This window comes from Paenibacillus sp. NPDC058367 (genome assembly GCF_042723305.1).
GTDB lineage: Bacteria > Bacillota > Bacilli > Paenibacillales > Paenibacillaceae > Paenibacillus_AQ.
Genome location: NZ_JBHXIZ010000001.1, coordinates 1,594,372 through 1,608,282, shown reverse-complemented (window position 1 = coordinate 1,608,282; position 13,911 = coordinate 1,594,372). Strand labels below are relative to the sequence as shown.

The following is a 13,911-nucleotide window of genomic DNA, read 5'->3' as shown; positions in this document are numbered from 1 at the left end:
TTTTTATATTGCATAAAGTATATATTTTGGGCCTCTCACAAAGTAACTGAGTAAGCATTAAAGCAAAACTTCACTTTGTGGGGTTATTTTACGTTCGAGTTAGGTTTACAGTTTGTAGTTCTGTAGGCATGGTTTCTAATAGATTCCCTTACTTGGGGTAGGACCTTGGATGAATTCCAGTCCTATTGATGTGTAAACTCAACTCGAAATGAGACTATGAAAACCTTGATAAATCAACGTTTTGAGCGGTTTGATCGTTCGAAGGAGGATGGGATATATTGGACTCAAGACATAGCTTATATACAAAATATGAAGGAGGAATACATTATGTTTTTATTCGAATCGATTCCTTGGTACTCTGCACTAATGTGGTTAGTGGTACTTGCAGGATTAATGATTTTCAACGAAATAGCTCGAAGAAGCAAGTGGTTTTCAATCATTCTGTTTATCGTTGTCCCAATTGTTCTTACCATAGCGGTCTGGCCGAATACGGCAGGCGAAGGCTCCAGTACTGGAACATGGTTTCACTGGGTAAAAGTATATTCTGCCTTGGCAGGATGTATAGGGTTTATGGCTATCCGTTATGTTAAAGGATGGGACAAAAATAAATATATATTAATGTTCCCGGCTATTATCCTTGCAGTTAACATTCTTGAAGCAGTTATCCGTGATTTCCAAGTGTACAGCTTGCAAGGCATGGTGGATGGCGTAATGATGGTAGGTGGTCCTTGGAACATTATGAACGGGATCGCAGGTATTCTGAACATTATTACGATTTCTGGTTGGATGGGTATTGTTATTAGTAAAGACAAGAGTAAGGATATGTTGTGGCCGGACCAGCTGTGGTTCTGGATCATTGCTTATGACATTTGGAACTTTGCCTATGTATATAACGCAGTTTCTGACCATTCCTTCTATGCAGGTGCAGCTCTTCTGATCTCTTGTACAATTCCAGCATTCTTCTTCAAAAAAGGAGCATGGCTACAGCACCGTGCACAAACCTTGGCGATTTGGATGATGTTTACAATGTCGTTCCCGGCGTTTGTTGGCGATTCAAAGTTCTCCGTACAATCTTCTCACAGCGAAACGGCGCTTTGGGTTGTGAGTGCATTATCTTTAGCAGCTAATATTGCAGTGTTTGTCTATCACTTCTATAAAATTACCAAACATAAACGCAATCCGCTTAAGGTGGAAGTGTATACAGATTTAGCGGCTTATAAGACGATTGCCGAGAGTGCAAAATAATAGAAGGCTTAATTGCTTCTTTAAGAATCCGCGCCTAGCGCGGGTTTTTTTATGGAATAGAATCTATAAAATTTCGAGATTGCTGAGAAATATATGCGAAAAACCAAATACAATGTGCCGCCAGTAACGTAAACGAGCCGAATGTATGCGAAAAACCAAATACAATGTGCCGCCAGTAACGTAAACGAGCCAAATGTATGCGAAAAACCAAATACAATGTGCCGCCAGTAACGTAAGCGAGCCAAATGTATGTGAAAAACCGAATACAATGTGCCGACGGTAACGTAAGTGAGCCAAATGTATGTGAAAAACCGAATACAATGTGCCGACGGTAACGTAAGCGAGCCAAATGTATGCGGAAAACCGAATACAATGTGCTGATGGTAACGTAAACGAGCCAAATGTTTGCGAAAAACTGAACACAATGTGCCGACGGTAACGTAAACGAGCCAAATGTATGCGAAAAACCAAATACAATGTGCCGACGGTAACATAAGCGAGCCAAATGTATGCGAAAAACCAAATACAATGTGCCGCGAGTAATGTAAACGAGCCGAATGTATGCGAAAAACCAAATACAATGTGCTGATGGTAACGTAAACGAGCCAAATGTATGCGAAAAACCGAATACAATGTGCCGACGGTAACATAAGCGAGCTAATTGTATGCGAAAAACCAAATACAATGTGCTGATGGTAACGTAAACGAGCCGAATGTATGCGAAAAACTGAACACAATGTGCCGACGGTAACGTAAACGAGCCAAATGTATGCGAAAAACCGAATACAATGTGCCGACTCTAACGTAAACGAGCCAAATGTATGCGAAAAACCAAATACAATGTGCCGACGGTAACGTAAGCGAGCCAAATGTATGCGAAAAACCGAATACAATGTGCCGACGGTAACGTAAGTGAGCCAAATGTATGTGAAAAACCAAATACAATGTGCCGACGGTAACGTAAGCGAGCCAGCGCCGTTATCCACCCCAAATCACCCGGGAATGGGCTTGTTTTAGGGAATAAGTGCAATACGGTCCGTCTCTCGGAACCTCACTACGAAGGTGTATATGGATACGATTATGGAATTACGGATGTACTCAGCTTGTAACTCTACTCTACCTCCAAGGAAGCCGTCAGGAGTTTTTCTTGCGTAAATGCAAAGATCGATCATAATCATCAAGCATAACGCAATCCGCTTAAAGACTTTTGCCAATACTTTTGATGAACGAATGATTCTATTGTCTAATGGTCTGAAGCTGCATAATTCTGATGAAGTTTATGTTCTCCAAATATGTGAAGGGCAGTTGCTGTTTTTTGACTCCAGATTAAAGACTTAAAAGTGTATCTATAGTAAACTGAATGTAAAGTGCCCACGGTATAATGGGTATAATTTGTTGAAAAGCTCTTCGGATGAAGAGTTTTTTCCATTTTACAGAAAAGAATGTGATATGTTATGCAGCTTCGCGCGAGTCTTCAGAAGAAAAGATTGCTGGAGAAATATCTTTCTGGGGAGGGGATGGATTATCGGCAAATTATAGCTTTATTTATTCCAATTCTGATTGACCAGGCCTTCATTATTGGACTTAATCTGGTAAATACCGCAATGATTAGCTCGTCCGGGATGGCGGCGGTCAGTGCAGTGAATATGGTGGATTCGCTGAATATTTTTCTGATCAATGTGTTCGTGGCGGTTGCAACCGGGGGGACAGTGGTAGTCGCGCAGTATAAAGGGAGCGGAAACGACCGGATGGTGTCCCAGGCTACGGCGGCTTCGGTCGCTTCGGTGTCGCTGATCGCTTTGGGAATCGGTCTGCTGCTGATGGGCTTACATACTCCTATATTGAACCTTTTGTTCGGAACCGCCTCACCCGAAGTGCTGGACAATGCCCGCATCTACCTGATCGGCAGTAGCATCTCATATCTGGGCATCGCGGTGGTTCAGGCGGTATGCGGAGCTCTGCGAGGAGTGGGCAAGACACGGGCTTCTTTGATGCTGTCGCTCATCATGAACCTGCTGTATGTTATCCTGAACGTGGTCTTCATTAACCTGTTGCACATGGGTGTGCTGGGGATGACGCTAGCGATTAATATCGCGCGGTATGCTGGTATGGTTTGTGCCCTGGTGTATCTGTTCAAGGTGGATACGGCCCTCCGGGTGCGTGTTCGTGACCTATTCCGAATCCCTCTGACCATGCTGCGGAGAATCATGTTCATCGGCGTGCCGTTCGCGGCAGAGCAGATGTTCTTCAACGGGGGGAAACTGCTCACTCAGGTGTTTATTGTCAGCCTAGGCACTTATGCCATTGCGACCAATGCCATTGCCGGCTCGCTGGCTCTGGTGTTTCAAATTCCAGCCAGCGCGCTGTCGCTAACTATTGTAACGGTGGTCGGCCAATGTATCGGGCGGGGGAATGTCTCTGAAGCCAGAAAGTTCATCAAGTCCTTTCTCTGGATCGGGTCTGGCTCTTTGGCGTTGATCGCCTTGATTCTGATGCCGCTATTCCACCCGCTGGTATCCATCTTTTCCCCACCTTCCGAGATCATTGATGATCTGTTTGTGGTGCTGTTGGTGAATTCCATTGCCCAAGTTCCGCTGTGGGCCGTCAGCTTTATTTTGCCGTCCGCACTGCGGGCAGCGGGAGATTCCCGCTTCACCTCAATTACCTCAATGCTGACGATGTGGCTGTTTCGGGTAATTTTTGGATACATCCTTGGGATCGTACTGGGCTACGGTGTCATGGGTGTCTGGCTGGCGATGAACTGCGAGTGGGCCGTTCGCGGGGGCATTTTTCTTTGGCGCTTCAGGGGCGAAAAGTGGTTTGCACACAAGCTGATTTAGAATTGTTATTAAGGAAACGTACTGCCTGCGCCAGCTGACGGAAACGTAGCTCTTTTATATTAAAAACGTAAATATACAGCACAGGGCAGCGATTCTCATATTTACTTGAGAATTGCTGCCCTCCGTTTTAGTTATCGACTGCTTGCTTTAGCTGATTATGTTTACAATTGGGTCAGTCGCGATTCTAGAAAATTCTCCGACTCCATTTATTCAGCTTGGCACTGCCTCTTCTGATTTCTGCGCTCGGAATTCCTTCCTTTTGAAACAAATTAAAAGACAAGTCAGTAACAACAAACAGATTAAAGTTGCTGTATGAGTAAAACTACTATTCCAAAACATAATCTGAACATTCATTAAGGAATGGACGCCAATCACGAAAAATAGATTCTTGGTTAAGACATAGAGTAATGAGAATATGACCCCTAGAATTACTAGTACGATAAAATCATAAACAAAATCCATTCCGACTAATCCTGAATAGATCCGATTTGGGATATGTATAGCGGCAAAGATCGATTGTGAGATAAGCATTGCATAACCAATGCGTGAAGTATTGTTATTGACTTTTTTTAATAAGAAATAGATTTGAACTAGCAGAAAGCCCCGAAACAAGACTTCTTCCAGTAAAGCATTTCCGAAAATCTGACCCAGGAATGCACCAAAGACGACGTTCGAATTCGTAAATATATCATTATTGAATGTTAAACTTGAGTGAGTCAGTAATGTCATACCTAAATCAACAATGTTAATTGCGAGCCAAAATAGAAAAGTGCCGATAAGTCCTGCTAATAATGTATTCCTTTTTAACCCCAAATCCCTCAGCGATAATTTAGCTATTATACATAAGAAAATAACCACTTCTAACACAAGACCGAACAGATTTGCAGCTAACGTTTCGTTGATCCATCCGTTTGTGCTTTTGGCAATAACGCTTAAAGTTCCATTTGCAAAAAGTACAAGGTTAACCGTTAGAGTGAAGAGAATATGAATAAAAATGAGACTGACGATAAAGCGTATTGATGTAGGCTTAACTTTAACAATCGATAGCTCCTCAGTTACTTTATTGCGCAGCATGATTTGTAATCCTCCTTTGGTTTTACCCGAGCATTGCGTATTCTAGAGCACTATTTATAATACATAATTTTCCAAATGTTATCTGAGATTTACTATATTCTTTAAGTGCCCGAGTTCACCATTACAAAAATCATATATTCTCACGTTATTCTTAACTCCTCCTCAGATTGACAGATGAAGGGGCACTGGCTATACTTGAAATGTTAAAATGTAAATCGGATAAAACGTTGATGAAAATGAAGTACGCCGGAGGATGGCTTGATCAGAGAACAGGTTCCTTTACGAAAACATTTCGTAATGGCTGGGAGAACCTTGAAGACAGGCCGGTGGAAAGCTAATTTCGGAGTGTGAGATCACAAACTCACCGGGGGCACCCGTTATCAGCCGCGACAAGGCGATCGCCCTTTAACTTTCCCGTAAATTGGGTCAAGGCGATAACCAGGGTGGTACCGCGATATTAATCGTCCCTGAATTATTCAGGGGCGTTTTTTTGTTTTTATTTTTTAGAAAATTTGTACAATCTGGCGCATGAGCCGAATTAAAAAGATGAGACGGGAGCTGTAAACAATGAAAGCAAGTGAAATTCGTTCCAAATGGCTTAAGTTTTTTGAAAGTAAAGGTCACAAGATTGAACCTAGTGCATCTCTCGTACCGCATAACGATCCTTCGCTGTTGTGGATCAACGCAGGTATGGCACCGCTGAAAGCATACTTCGATGGCCGTGAGATTCCTGAGAATCCGCGCCTGACGAACTCGCAGAAATGTATTCGTACCAATGATATCGAGAATGTAGGGAAGACACGCCGTCACCATACATTCTTCGAAATGTTAGGTAACTTCTCTATCGGCGATTATTTCAAAGAAGAAGCTATCACATGGGCTTGGGAATTCTTGACTGGCAAGGAGTGGATCGGCTTCGATCCAGAACGTATTTCCGTAACTGTGTATGCTGAGGATGAAGAGGCATTCAAGCTGTGGAATGAAAAAGTGGGCTTGCCAGCAGAACGCATCATTAAGCTGGGAGATGAGAACTTCTGGGATATCGGCGAAGGCCCTTGTGGTCCTTGTTCGGAAATCTTTTATGACCGCGGCGAAGCTTATGGCAGCGACATGAGCGATCCAGAAATGTATCCAGGTGGAGAAAACGAACGTTGGCTCGAAGTATGGAACCTTGTGTTCTCACAATTCAACCATAACAAGGATGGCAGCTATACGCCGCTTCCGAACAAGAACATTGATACCGGTGCTGGACTGGAGCGTTTTGCATCCATTCTTCAAGATGTAGATTCCAACTTCGATACCGATTTGTTCCAACCGATTATTCAAAAAACAGCTGAGCTTGCTGGTGTAACTTATAAAGATAATGTTGAGCAGGATATCGCGCTTAAAGTTATCGCTGACCATGTGCGTACCGTTACTTTTGCCGTAGGGGATGGAGTACTTCCTTCTAATGAAGGTCGTGGTTATATTATCCGCCGTTTGCTGCGCCGTGCTGTTCGTTACGGAAAGACCCTGGGTCTGGATCGTCCGTTCCTGCATGAGTTGACGGAAACCGTTGGTGAGATTATGGGTGTGTATTATCCATCCGTTGTCGAGAATCGGGAATATATCGCCAAGATTATCCGTACAGAAGAAGAACGTTTCCATGAGACATTGTCTGATGGATTGGCTATCTTGGGTGAGATCAGCGCTAAAGCAAAAGCAGATGGGCACAGCACGATTGCTGGCGCTGATGCATTTAAGCTATATGACACTTACGGATTCCCATTTGACCTGACTGAAGATTTCGCAGCAGAGCAAGGATTAACTGTAGACCGTGAAGGCTTCGATGTCGCTATGCAAGAACAGCGTGATCGTGCAAGAGCTGCACGTCATGACGGTGGCAGCATGAAGATCCAAGGTGGCGCATTAGCGGATCTGACGGTTAAAAGTGAATTTGTTGGATATAATGACTCGGTAACAGAGTCGAAAATCATGGCTATTGTTGTGGGTGATGAATTGGTCGATACCGCTGGCGAAGGCGTAGAGTGCCAAGTAATTCTTGAGGCAACACCGTTCTATGCTGAAAGTGGTGGACAAGTGAGTGACACAGGTCTGCTTACTGGCGGTTCAGTTACAGCTAAGGTAAAAGGATTGTTCAAGGCCCCACATGGTCAACATGTACATTTGGTAACTGTCGAAGCTGGAGAATTGAAAGTAGGCGAATCGGTTCGCGCTGAAGTGGATCGTGCACAGCGTGAAGATATCGTGAAGAACCATACAGCTACTCATCTACTGCATAAAGCGCTCAAAGAGGTTCTTGGCGGTCATGTCAACCAAGCAGGATCTTTAGTAGAAGGTGCACGTTTACGGTTTGACTTCTCCCACTTCGGAGCGATTACACCGGAAGAACTAAGCGATATCGAGCATCGTGTGAATGCACAAATTTGGCGTGGCCTTGATGTGGTCATTGAGAATAAGCCAATTGACGAAGCTAAGGCTATGGGCGCCATGGCATTATTTGGTGAAAAATATGGCAATATTGTCCGTGTCGTTCAAGTCGGCGATTACAGCCTTGAGCTTTGTGGTGGATGCCATGTATCCAACACGTCTCAAATTGGAATTTTCAAGCTGCTTAGCGAAAGTGGTATTGGTTCCGGAGTGCGCCGTATCGAAGCAGTGACTGGACGTTACGCTTATCAGTTCACTGAGAGCCAACTGGATCTGCTCAAGCAATCTGCGGGTCTACTGAAGTCTTCTCTGAACGACGTTCCAAAACGGATTGAAGCATTGCATAACCAAGTGCGTGAGCTTTCGCGGGAGAATGAATCCTTGCAAGCTAAGCTTAGCGCAACATTTGCTGCTGAACTAACAAGCAGTGTGAAGACGGTTGGTGCAGGTACACAGCTTCTTGCTGTTGCTGTTCAAGCAGGAAATATGGACGCTCTGCGTTCTACTGCAGATGAATTGAAATCCAAGCTCCCGGATGCTGTACTTGTTCTGGGTGCTGCCATGGACGATAAGGTGAACTTTGTTGTAGCTGTACCACAGGATCTGGTGAAGAAGGGCTTCCACGCTGGTAAGATCGTTAAAGAAGTTGCAGCAGTATGCGGTGGCGGCGGTGGCGGACGTCCAGATATGGCACAAGCTGGTGGTAAAGATGCCTCCAAGCTTGGCGAGGCACTGGCTAAAGCAGAAGAATTAGTGGCTTCCCTAGCATAAATAAAAATTACGAAACTATTTCTTAATTTAAACGTATTACGAAAAAACATAGCGGTACTGAGAGTTTGACATCAGTACCGCTACTCTTTATTAACAGGTGGTTAGATTTTCATGAATAGTTGTGCTTGACAATAGCTTAAAAGCCAAAAATATCATTATTTTTGTAGAGGAAATGCCAAAAAAAGCGTTATTCCACGCGCAGGATTTCCTCGTTGGGCTATGAATATGTTATGATAAAGGAAGCAAGTGAGCTGCACAGTAGCAACTTTGCGAAGCCGCCCTTTTAGGGTGATTTTGCAGAAGGAAGGTGTCACAAATGGACTCCATGGACAAAACGGTCAAATTCAATGTGAAGGGCGACGAAAAGGAAGCTTCTCCCCAGGAAATATTGCTCGCTGTATACGATGCACTGGTGGAGAAAGAGTATCATCCGATCAATCAGATCGTAGGGTATCTACTTTCCGGAGACCCAGCTTACATTCCGCGTCATAACAATGCGAGAAGTTTGGTCCGGAGAAAAGAACGTGATGAGCTGATTGAAGAGCTGGTTAGATTCTACCTCGTCAATCACAAGGTGGATAATCCCAGATGATGAAGAAGTTAGGATTGGATTACGGCGACCGTAGAATCGGTGTAGCCACAAGCGATGTTTTTGGATGGACGGCACAAGCTCTTGAAACGATTGAGCGCCGCGGTACTGGTAATGAGTTCGAACGTATTCGTGAACTTGTTACGGAGCACGAAATTGGAGAGATTGTAGTTGGTCTACCGAAGAATATGAACGGCTCAGTAGGACCCCGGGGCGAAATCTGCATAGAGTTCGCTGACAAGCTACGGGAGCAATTTGCAATGCCCGTACACCTTTGGGATGAGCGTCTGACGACGGTATCCGCAGAGCGGGTGCTGATTGAAGGGGACGTCAGCCGGAAGAAACGCAAAGGGATTGTGGACAAAATGGCTGCAGCCCTGATTTTGCAAAATTTTTTGGATGCTAACAGTAAAAGGTGAGGGGTGCGAGGATATGACAAACGAACAGATTGGCCAAGAGGAAGAACCGGAAATTATCTATATTCCTGATGAGGAAGGTAATGAAGAGGAATTCGAGGTCATTATGAAGTTTGAGGTTGATGGCTCGGACGCTAAGTACATGATGGTGGTTCCGCTTGATTCCGAGGACGAGGAAACCGATGAGGTTTATGCGTTCCGTTATGTGGAAGAAGGCGACGATCTTCAATTGTTCATGATCGATAATGACGAGGAGTGGGCGATTGTCGAAGAGACTTTCAACACACTGGTTGACGAGTTGGACGGAGGATCTGAGAATGACTGATGTATCCGCTGATCAAGCGGTATGGACTTCGCGGCTTAAGGAAGCCTATGGAGAAACAGTAGAACTGGAAGATGAGCAGGGCAAGTCTTCCATTTACGATATTATCGCCGAATTTGAAGTCGGTGGTATTGGCTATGCGGTGCTGAAAGGCACCGGTAAAGACGTGGAATATGAAATTCTGCGTATCGTTGTCTCTCCTGACGGACTTCCGGAACTAGAGAACATCGTGGACGATGAAGAGTGGGAAGACATCTCTGAGCTATATGATGAGATGACTTTTCCAGTGGACGATGCAGAATAAACTTTAAACATGTACGTTACATTTATGATGAGTACGGAAGAGGGCGGAGAATTCCGCGCTCTTTTTGCTTGGAATACGATCAATATAATTAAAACAACAATCATGATCATGAAATATCTATTGAATTTTAAGTAGTACACTTTTATACTTTATAGTCGGAAAGTGAGGAACCTGACTTGAAATCCGCAATCCGTACTGTGCTTATTGTTATTCTTTTGCTGGTAGCAGCAGGAGGCGGAGGCGCTTGGTACATTTGGAACGGGATGCAGCCGGTAGAACCTGCAGGACCCGCCGTAACATTTACGATAGAGAAGGGCATGGGCAGCGCTGAAATTGCTGATCTGCTCGAACAAAATGGCATTATTCGGAACAGTCTTTTTTTTAAGGGATATTTGAAATGGACCAAAGAAGGTTCCAGCTTCAAAGCTGGTACTTATGTTGCTAGTCCAGGAGACACCTATGACGAGCTCATCGAGAGGTTAAACGCGGGTGATGTTGTTAAGGAAGAGACCGTAACTTTTACGATTCCGGAAGGATATACTGCTGAGCAGATTGCCAAGAAGCTTGCTGAGGCATGGAATCAGGATGCTGCTATTTTTCTCGAAATAATGGATACCGGTACGGGCTTGAAGGGAATTGATGTTCTAGGTATCCCGCAGAATAAGAACCTTCGTCATCGGCTTGAAGGGTATTTGTTCCCTGAAACGTATGAACTAGCCAAGGATAGTACGCCGCAGGAAGTTGTAGAAGCATTATTGGATCAGTTCCAGAAGAAACTGGACACGATTCCGAATTGGAAGCAAAAGCTAGAAGCACGTGGAATGACACTTCATGAGCTGTTGACAGTGGCCTCGTTAGTCGAGCGTGAGGTTGTGGTAGATAGTGAACGACCATTAGTTGCTGGCGTGATATATAACCGCTTAAAGAAAGAGCAGAAGCTGGAGATTGATGCTACGGTTCAATATTTGCTCGACAAACAGAAGGAAAGACTGTTATATAAAGATTTGGAAGTTGACAGTCCTTATAATACGTATAGAAATATTGGGCTTCCTCCGGGACCTATTAGTAACCCAGGGCTGGCCTCCATTCAGGCGGCACTTGAACCTGAGGCATCTGAGTACTACTTCTATGTGACTAAGAAAGATGGTACACAGGGCCATTTGTTTGCTAAGACCTACAAGGAACATTTAGCCAATATCGAAAAAAGTAAGCAAGAATCGAAATAAAATATTAAAATGAAGAGTGGTGCGGTTGAAATAACTGTACAAGTAGGAGGTACAACATGATTAACAAACCGGAATTGCTGGCGACAGCAGCATCCTTAGAGGAAGCTGCTGCTTTGCTGGATGCCGGAGCAGATGCATTGCTCATCGGGGATGACCGTTTTGGCATGCGTCTTGCCGGACATTTTTCTCTGGAGGATACAGCTGCTGTTGTAGAAATGGCACATGCGCGTGGCTGCAAAGTATATGCTGGACTAGGTGGACTCATGTCCAACCTTCTTCTCGAAGAGCTCCCTGCCTATGTGAAGGCTATAGGTGAACTTGGTGTTGACGGTGTTGAGTTCGGTGATCCTGCTGTGTTAACCACAGTGAAGAAGGAAGCACCGGGCATGAATCTGCATTGGAATGCGGAAATGACCTCTACCAATTACGCAACCGCGAATTATTGGGGGCGTAAAGGTGCTACTCGCGTCGTTCTTGCCCGTGAGCTGAATATGGATGAAATGACGGAAATGGTTCCGCTTTTAGAGGTAGAGGCACAGGTTCAGGTTCACGGCATGACCAATATATACCATTCCAAGCGTAAGCTTGTAGAAAGCTATATGTCACATCAAGGACGTCCAAGCGAGGGCGGTAGTCTTGGTAAGGAACGTGGTCTATTTTTGATCGAGGCAGAACGAGATGACCAAAAGTTCCCAATCTATGAAGACGAGAACGGTACACATATTATGAGTTCGGAAGATATTTGTATTTTGGAGGATCTTCATATCCTTATGGCTGCAGGCGTACAGAGTTTTAAGATTGAAGGATTGTTGAAATCAACAGCGTATAATGTGGCGGTTGTTAAGACTTATCGCAGAGCTATTGATCTCTACGTAGTTGATCCAGAAGCATATTCTTTCCAAGAGGATTGGATGGAAGCTATCAGAACGTTGCAGGATCCAGAACGGGAGCTAAGCTTCGGATTTTTCTATAAAGAGCAAGTATATTAAGTTTAATTTAATGAGAGTTTTTTAGTTCCCCGCAAAGACTAGGTGCAGTAAGCATGCATAGACATCACTTTGTGGGGCGATGGAGGGGAGAACAGGAATGGGAACCATGACAAAGCCGCAATACAAGGGCAAACGTTACCGTCTGGACAAACCGGAGCTCCTAGCTCCGGCCGGTAATTTGGAAAAATTAAAATTCGCAGTACACTATGGTGCGGATGCTGTTTATATCGGAGGGCAGAAATACGGTTTGCGTTCAGGAGCAGACAATTTCAGCTTTGAGGAAATGCGTGAAGGTGTTGAATTCGCCAAGAAATACGGCGCTAAGGTATTTGTTGCAACGAACATTTATGCTCACAATGAAGATGTCGCAGGGATTGAAGAATATCTGCGTAACTTATATGAAGTTGGCATTGCGGCTATTATCGTTGCTGATCCGGTCATTGTAGATACAGCACGCCGTTTAGTACCTGGATTAGAGGTACATTTGAGTACTCAGCAGTCTACACTGAACTGGCAAGCGGTATCCTTCTGGAAAGAAGAGGGTCTGCCACGTGTAGTACTCGGACGTGAGACAAGCCTGGAAGAGATCGCTGAGATTAAGAAGCATGTTGACATTGAAATCGAGAGCTTTATCCATGGTGCGATGTGCTCTTCGTACTCCGGTCGATGCGTATTATCCAATCACTTTACAGACCGTGACTCCAATCGTGGAGGCTGCTGTCAGTCTTGCCGCTGGAAATATGATTTGTTCGAGGATGCGCGTCCTGAAGGCACTTGGGTATCTGAAGAAGATCAAGCTGAAGCACAATCTCCGGCCCCTTTGCTTCCGGGTGTAACTCAGATTCCACTGCATCAGCAAGGAGATAATCCTTTCTCCATGGGATCTAAGGATTTGTGCATGCTGGAAAGTATCCCTGAACTCATTGAAGTAGGCATTGACAGCTTCAAGATCGAGGGACGAATGAAGTCGATTCACTATGTAGCTACTGTAGTTAACGCTTATCGTAAAGCTATTGATGCTTACATGGCTGATCCGGAAGGATACGAGTTGAAGCAAGAGTGGCTGGATGAGCTGAATAAAGCGGCGAATCGTCCGCTTAACACAGGGTTCTTCTATGATACTCCGGATCATGAAGATCATATCTATGAGCCTGAAGAAAAAGCAGCTCCTTATGATTTTGCCGGACTTGTACTAGAATACGATGCTGAGAGTGGAATGGCGCTCATTCAGCAACGCAATCACTTCAAGCCAGGGCAGGAAGTTGAATTCTTCGGACCCAATGATACATTCTTTAAGCAGACTGTAGCGGAATTGTGGGATGAAGCAGGTAACCCGCTTGACGCAGCTCGTCATCCTCTGCAACGTGTACGCATGAAGGTAGATCAGCCGGTAGCATACTTTGATATGATGCGTAAGAGAAAATCTTAATAAGATACAGGGATGTTCTTTGCTATAAGAGCATCCCTGTTTTTCTTTTGACAAAGCTAACAATAAGATATATATATTAGTAACTAACAAATAAATCCAAAAGGAGGGTAGAACGAAGGGAGTTTTTTTGTTTCAGAATACATAGGTTAAAAGTTATAAAAAAAGTATAGTAAAGCTAAGAAAAAAGGCCTAATAAACCGATATATAGTATGGTTAGCGCTTTCATATGTCCTCTAATATTAGCGGGTAGATGATCATGATGGGGATCCTGATCAA

Annotated in this window: 12 protein-coding genes; 11 read left to right on the top strand and 1 reads right to left on the bottom strand. The window is 44.3% G+C overall.

The window, feature by feature from the left end:
* Window positions 1-327: 327 nt before the first annotated feature.
* From ACFWMP_RS06980 to ACFWMP_RS06970, 3 genes are all read left to right on the top strand, one after another.
* The gene (locus ACFWMP_RS06980) at window positions 328-1,245 is read left to right on the top strand and encodes a DUF5692 family protein (RefSeq protein WP_042186069.1); all 918 of its coding nucleotides are present in this window, start codon (window positions 328-330) and stop codon (window positions 1,243-1,245) included.
* A gap of 1,155 nt (window positions 1,246-2,400) precedes the next feature.
* Window positions 2,401-2,583 (top strand): hypothetical protein, encoded by a 183-nt coding sequence (locus ACFWMP_RS06975; RefSeq protein WP_379422697.1) that lies wholly within the window; start codon window positions 2,401-2,403, stop codon window positions 2,581-2,583.
* A gap of 116 nt (window positions 2,584-2,699) precedes the next feature.
* On the top strand, window positions 2,700-4,085 hold the full coding sequence (locus tag ACFWMP_RS06970) for an MATE family efflux transporter (protein ID WP_042186074.1): 1,386 nt from the start codon (window positions 2,700-2,702) through the stop codon (window positions 4,083-4,085).
* A 210-nt stretch (window positions 4,086-4,295) separates the two neighbouring features.
* Here ACFWMP_RS06970 and ACFWMP_RS06965 read toward each other — a convergent pair whose 3' ends face one another.
* The gene (locus ACFWMP_RS06965) at window positions 4,296-5,159 is read right to left on the bottom strand and encodes a CPBP family intramembrane glutamic endopeptidase (protein WP_379422695.1); all 864 of its coding nucleotides are present in this window, start codon (window positions 5,157-5,159) and stop codon (window positions 4,296-4,298) included.
* A gap of 567 nt (window positions 5,160-5,726) precedes the next feature.
* Here ACFWMP_RS06965 and alaS point away from each other — a divergent pair.
* The 8 genes from alaS to ACFWMP_RS06925 all read left to right on the top strand — a co-directional run bounded on the left by alaS (window position 5,727) and on the right by ACFWMP_RS06925 (window position 13,635).
* Complete coding sequence (gene alaS, locus ACFWMP_RS06960; protein ID WP_042186080.1) at window positions 5,727-8,360, top strand: alanine--tRNA ligase; 2,634 nt, start codon at window positions 5,727-5,729, stop codon at window positions 8,358-8,360.
* A 316-nt stretch (window positions 8,361-8,676) separates the two neighbouring features.
* Window positions 8,677-8,952 (top strand): IreB family regulatory phosphoprotein, encoded by a 276-nt coding sequence (locus ACFWMP_RS06955; RefSeq protein WP_042125473.1) that lies wholly within the window; start codon window positions 8,677-8,679, stop codon window positions 8,950-8,952.
* Window positions 8,952-9,368 carry a Holliday junction resolvase RuvX gene (ruvX, locus tag ACFWMP_RS06950; RefSeq protein WP_042193474.1) on the top strand — a complete coding sequence of 139 codons (417 nt, stop codon included), beginning with the start codon at window positions 8,952-8,954 and terminating at the stop codon, window positions 9,366-9,368. Before ACFWMP_RS06955 ends, ruvX begins: the two co-directional genes overlap by 1 nt.
* Window positions 9,369-9,381: 13 nt before the next feature.
* Window positions 9,382-9,690, top strand: a complete 309-nt coding sequence (locus tag ACFWMP_RS06945) for a DUF1292 domain-containing protein (protein WP_038569507.1) — start codon at window positions 9,382-9,384, stop codon at window positions 9,688-9,690.
* The gene (locus ACFWMP_RS06940) at window positions 9,683-9,991 is read left to right on the top strand and encodes a DUF1292 domain-containing protein (RefSeq protein WP_042186082.1); all 309 of its coding nucleotides are present in this window, start codon (window positions 9,683-9,685) and stop codon (window positions 9,989-9,991) included. The genes ACFWMP_RS06945 and ACFWMP_RS06940 overlap by 8 nt, the downstream gene beginning before the upstream one ends.
* Window positions 9,992-10,167: 176 nt before the next feature.
* Window positions 10,168-11,217, top strand: a complete 1,050-nt coding sequence (gene mltG / locus ACFWMP_RS06935) for an endolytic transglycosylase MltG (RefSeq protein WP_231573402.1) — start codon at window positions 10,168-10,170, stop codon at window positions 11,215-11,217.
* 56 nt (window positions 11,218-11,273) lie between these two features.
* Window positions 11,274-12,206 (top strand): peptidase U32 family protein, encoded by a 933-nt coding sequence (locus tag ACFWMP_RS06930; protein ID WP_042186084.1) that lies wholly within the window; start codon window positions 11,274-11,276, stop codon window positions 12,204-12,206.
* Between the two features lie 97 nt (window positions 12,207-12,303).
* Window positions 12,304-13,635 carry a peptidase U32 family protein gene (locus ACFWMP_RS06925; RefSeq protein ID WP_042186086.1) on the top strand — a complete coding sequence of 444 codons (1,332 nt, stop codon included), beginning with the start codon at window positions 12,304-12,306 and terminating at the stop codon, window positions 13,633-13,635.
* Window positions 13,636-13,911 lie beyond the last annotated feature (276 nt).

Bases quoted from the DNA above. Each gene is read 5' to 3' on its own strand.
- ACFWMP_RS06980 (WP_042186069.1), top strand. From the start codon at position 328: ATGTTTTTATTCGAATCGATTCCTTGGTACTCTGCACTAATGTGGTTA.
- ACFWMP_RS06975 (WP_379422697.1), top strand. From the start codon at position 2,401: ATGCAAAGATCGATCATAATCATCAAGCATAACGCAATCCGCTTAAAG.
- ACFWMP_RS06970 (WP_042186074.1), top strand. From the start codon at position 2,700: ATGCAGCTTCGCGCGAGTCTTCAGAAGAAAAGATTGCTGGAGAAATAT.
- ACFWMP_RS06965 (WP_379422695.1), bottom strand. From the start codon at position 5,159: ATGCTGCGCAATAAAGTAACTGAGGAGCTATCGATTGTTAAAGTTAAG.
- alaS (WP_042186080.1), top strand. From the start codon at position 5,727: ATGAAAGCAAGTGAAATTCGTTCCAAATGGCTTAAGTTTTTTGAAAGT.
- ACFWMP_RS06955 (WP_042125473.1), top strand. From the start codon at position 8,677: ATGGACTCCATGGACAAAACGGTCAAATTCAATGTGAAGGGCGACGAA.
- ruvX (WP_042193474.1), top strand. From the start codon at position 8,952: ATGAAGAAGTTAGGATTGGATTACGGCGACCGTAGAATCGGTGTAGCC.
- ACFWMP_RS06945 (WP_038569507.1), top strand. From the start codon at position 9,382: ATGACAAACGAACAGATTGGCCAAGAGGAAGAACCGGAAATTATCTAT.
- ACFWMP_RS06940 (WP_042186082.1), top strand. From the start codon at position 9,683: ATGACTGATGTATCCGCTGATCAAGCGGTATGGACTTCGCGGCTTAAG.
- ACFWMP_RS06930 (WP_042186084.1), top strand. From the start codon at position 11,274: ATGATTAACAAACCGGAATTGCTGGCGACAGCAGCATCCTTAGAGGAA.
- ACFWMP_RS06925 (WP_042186086.1), top strand. From the start codon at position 12,304: ATGGGAACCATGACAAAGCCGCAATACAAGGGCAAACGTTACCGTCTG.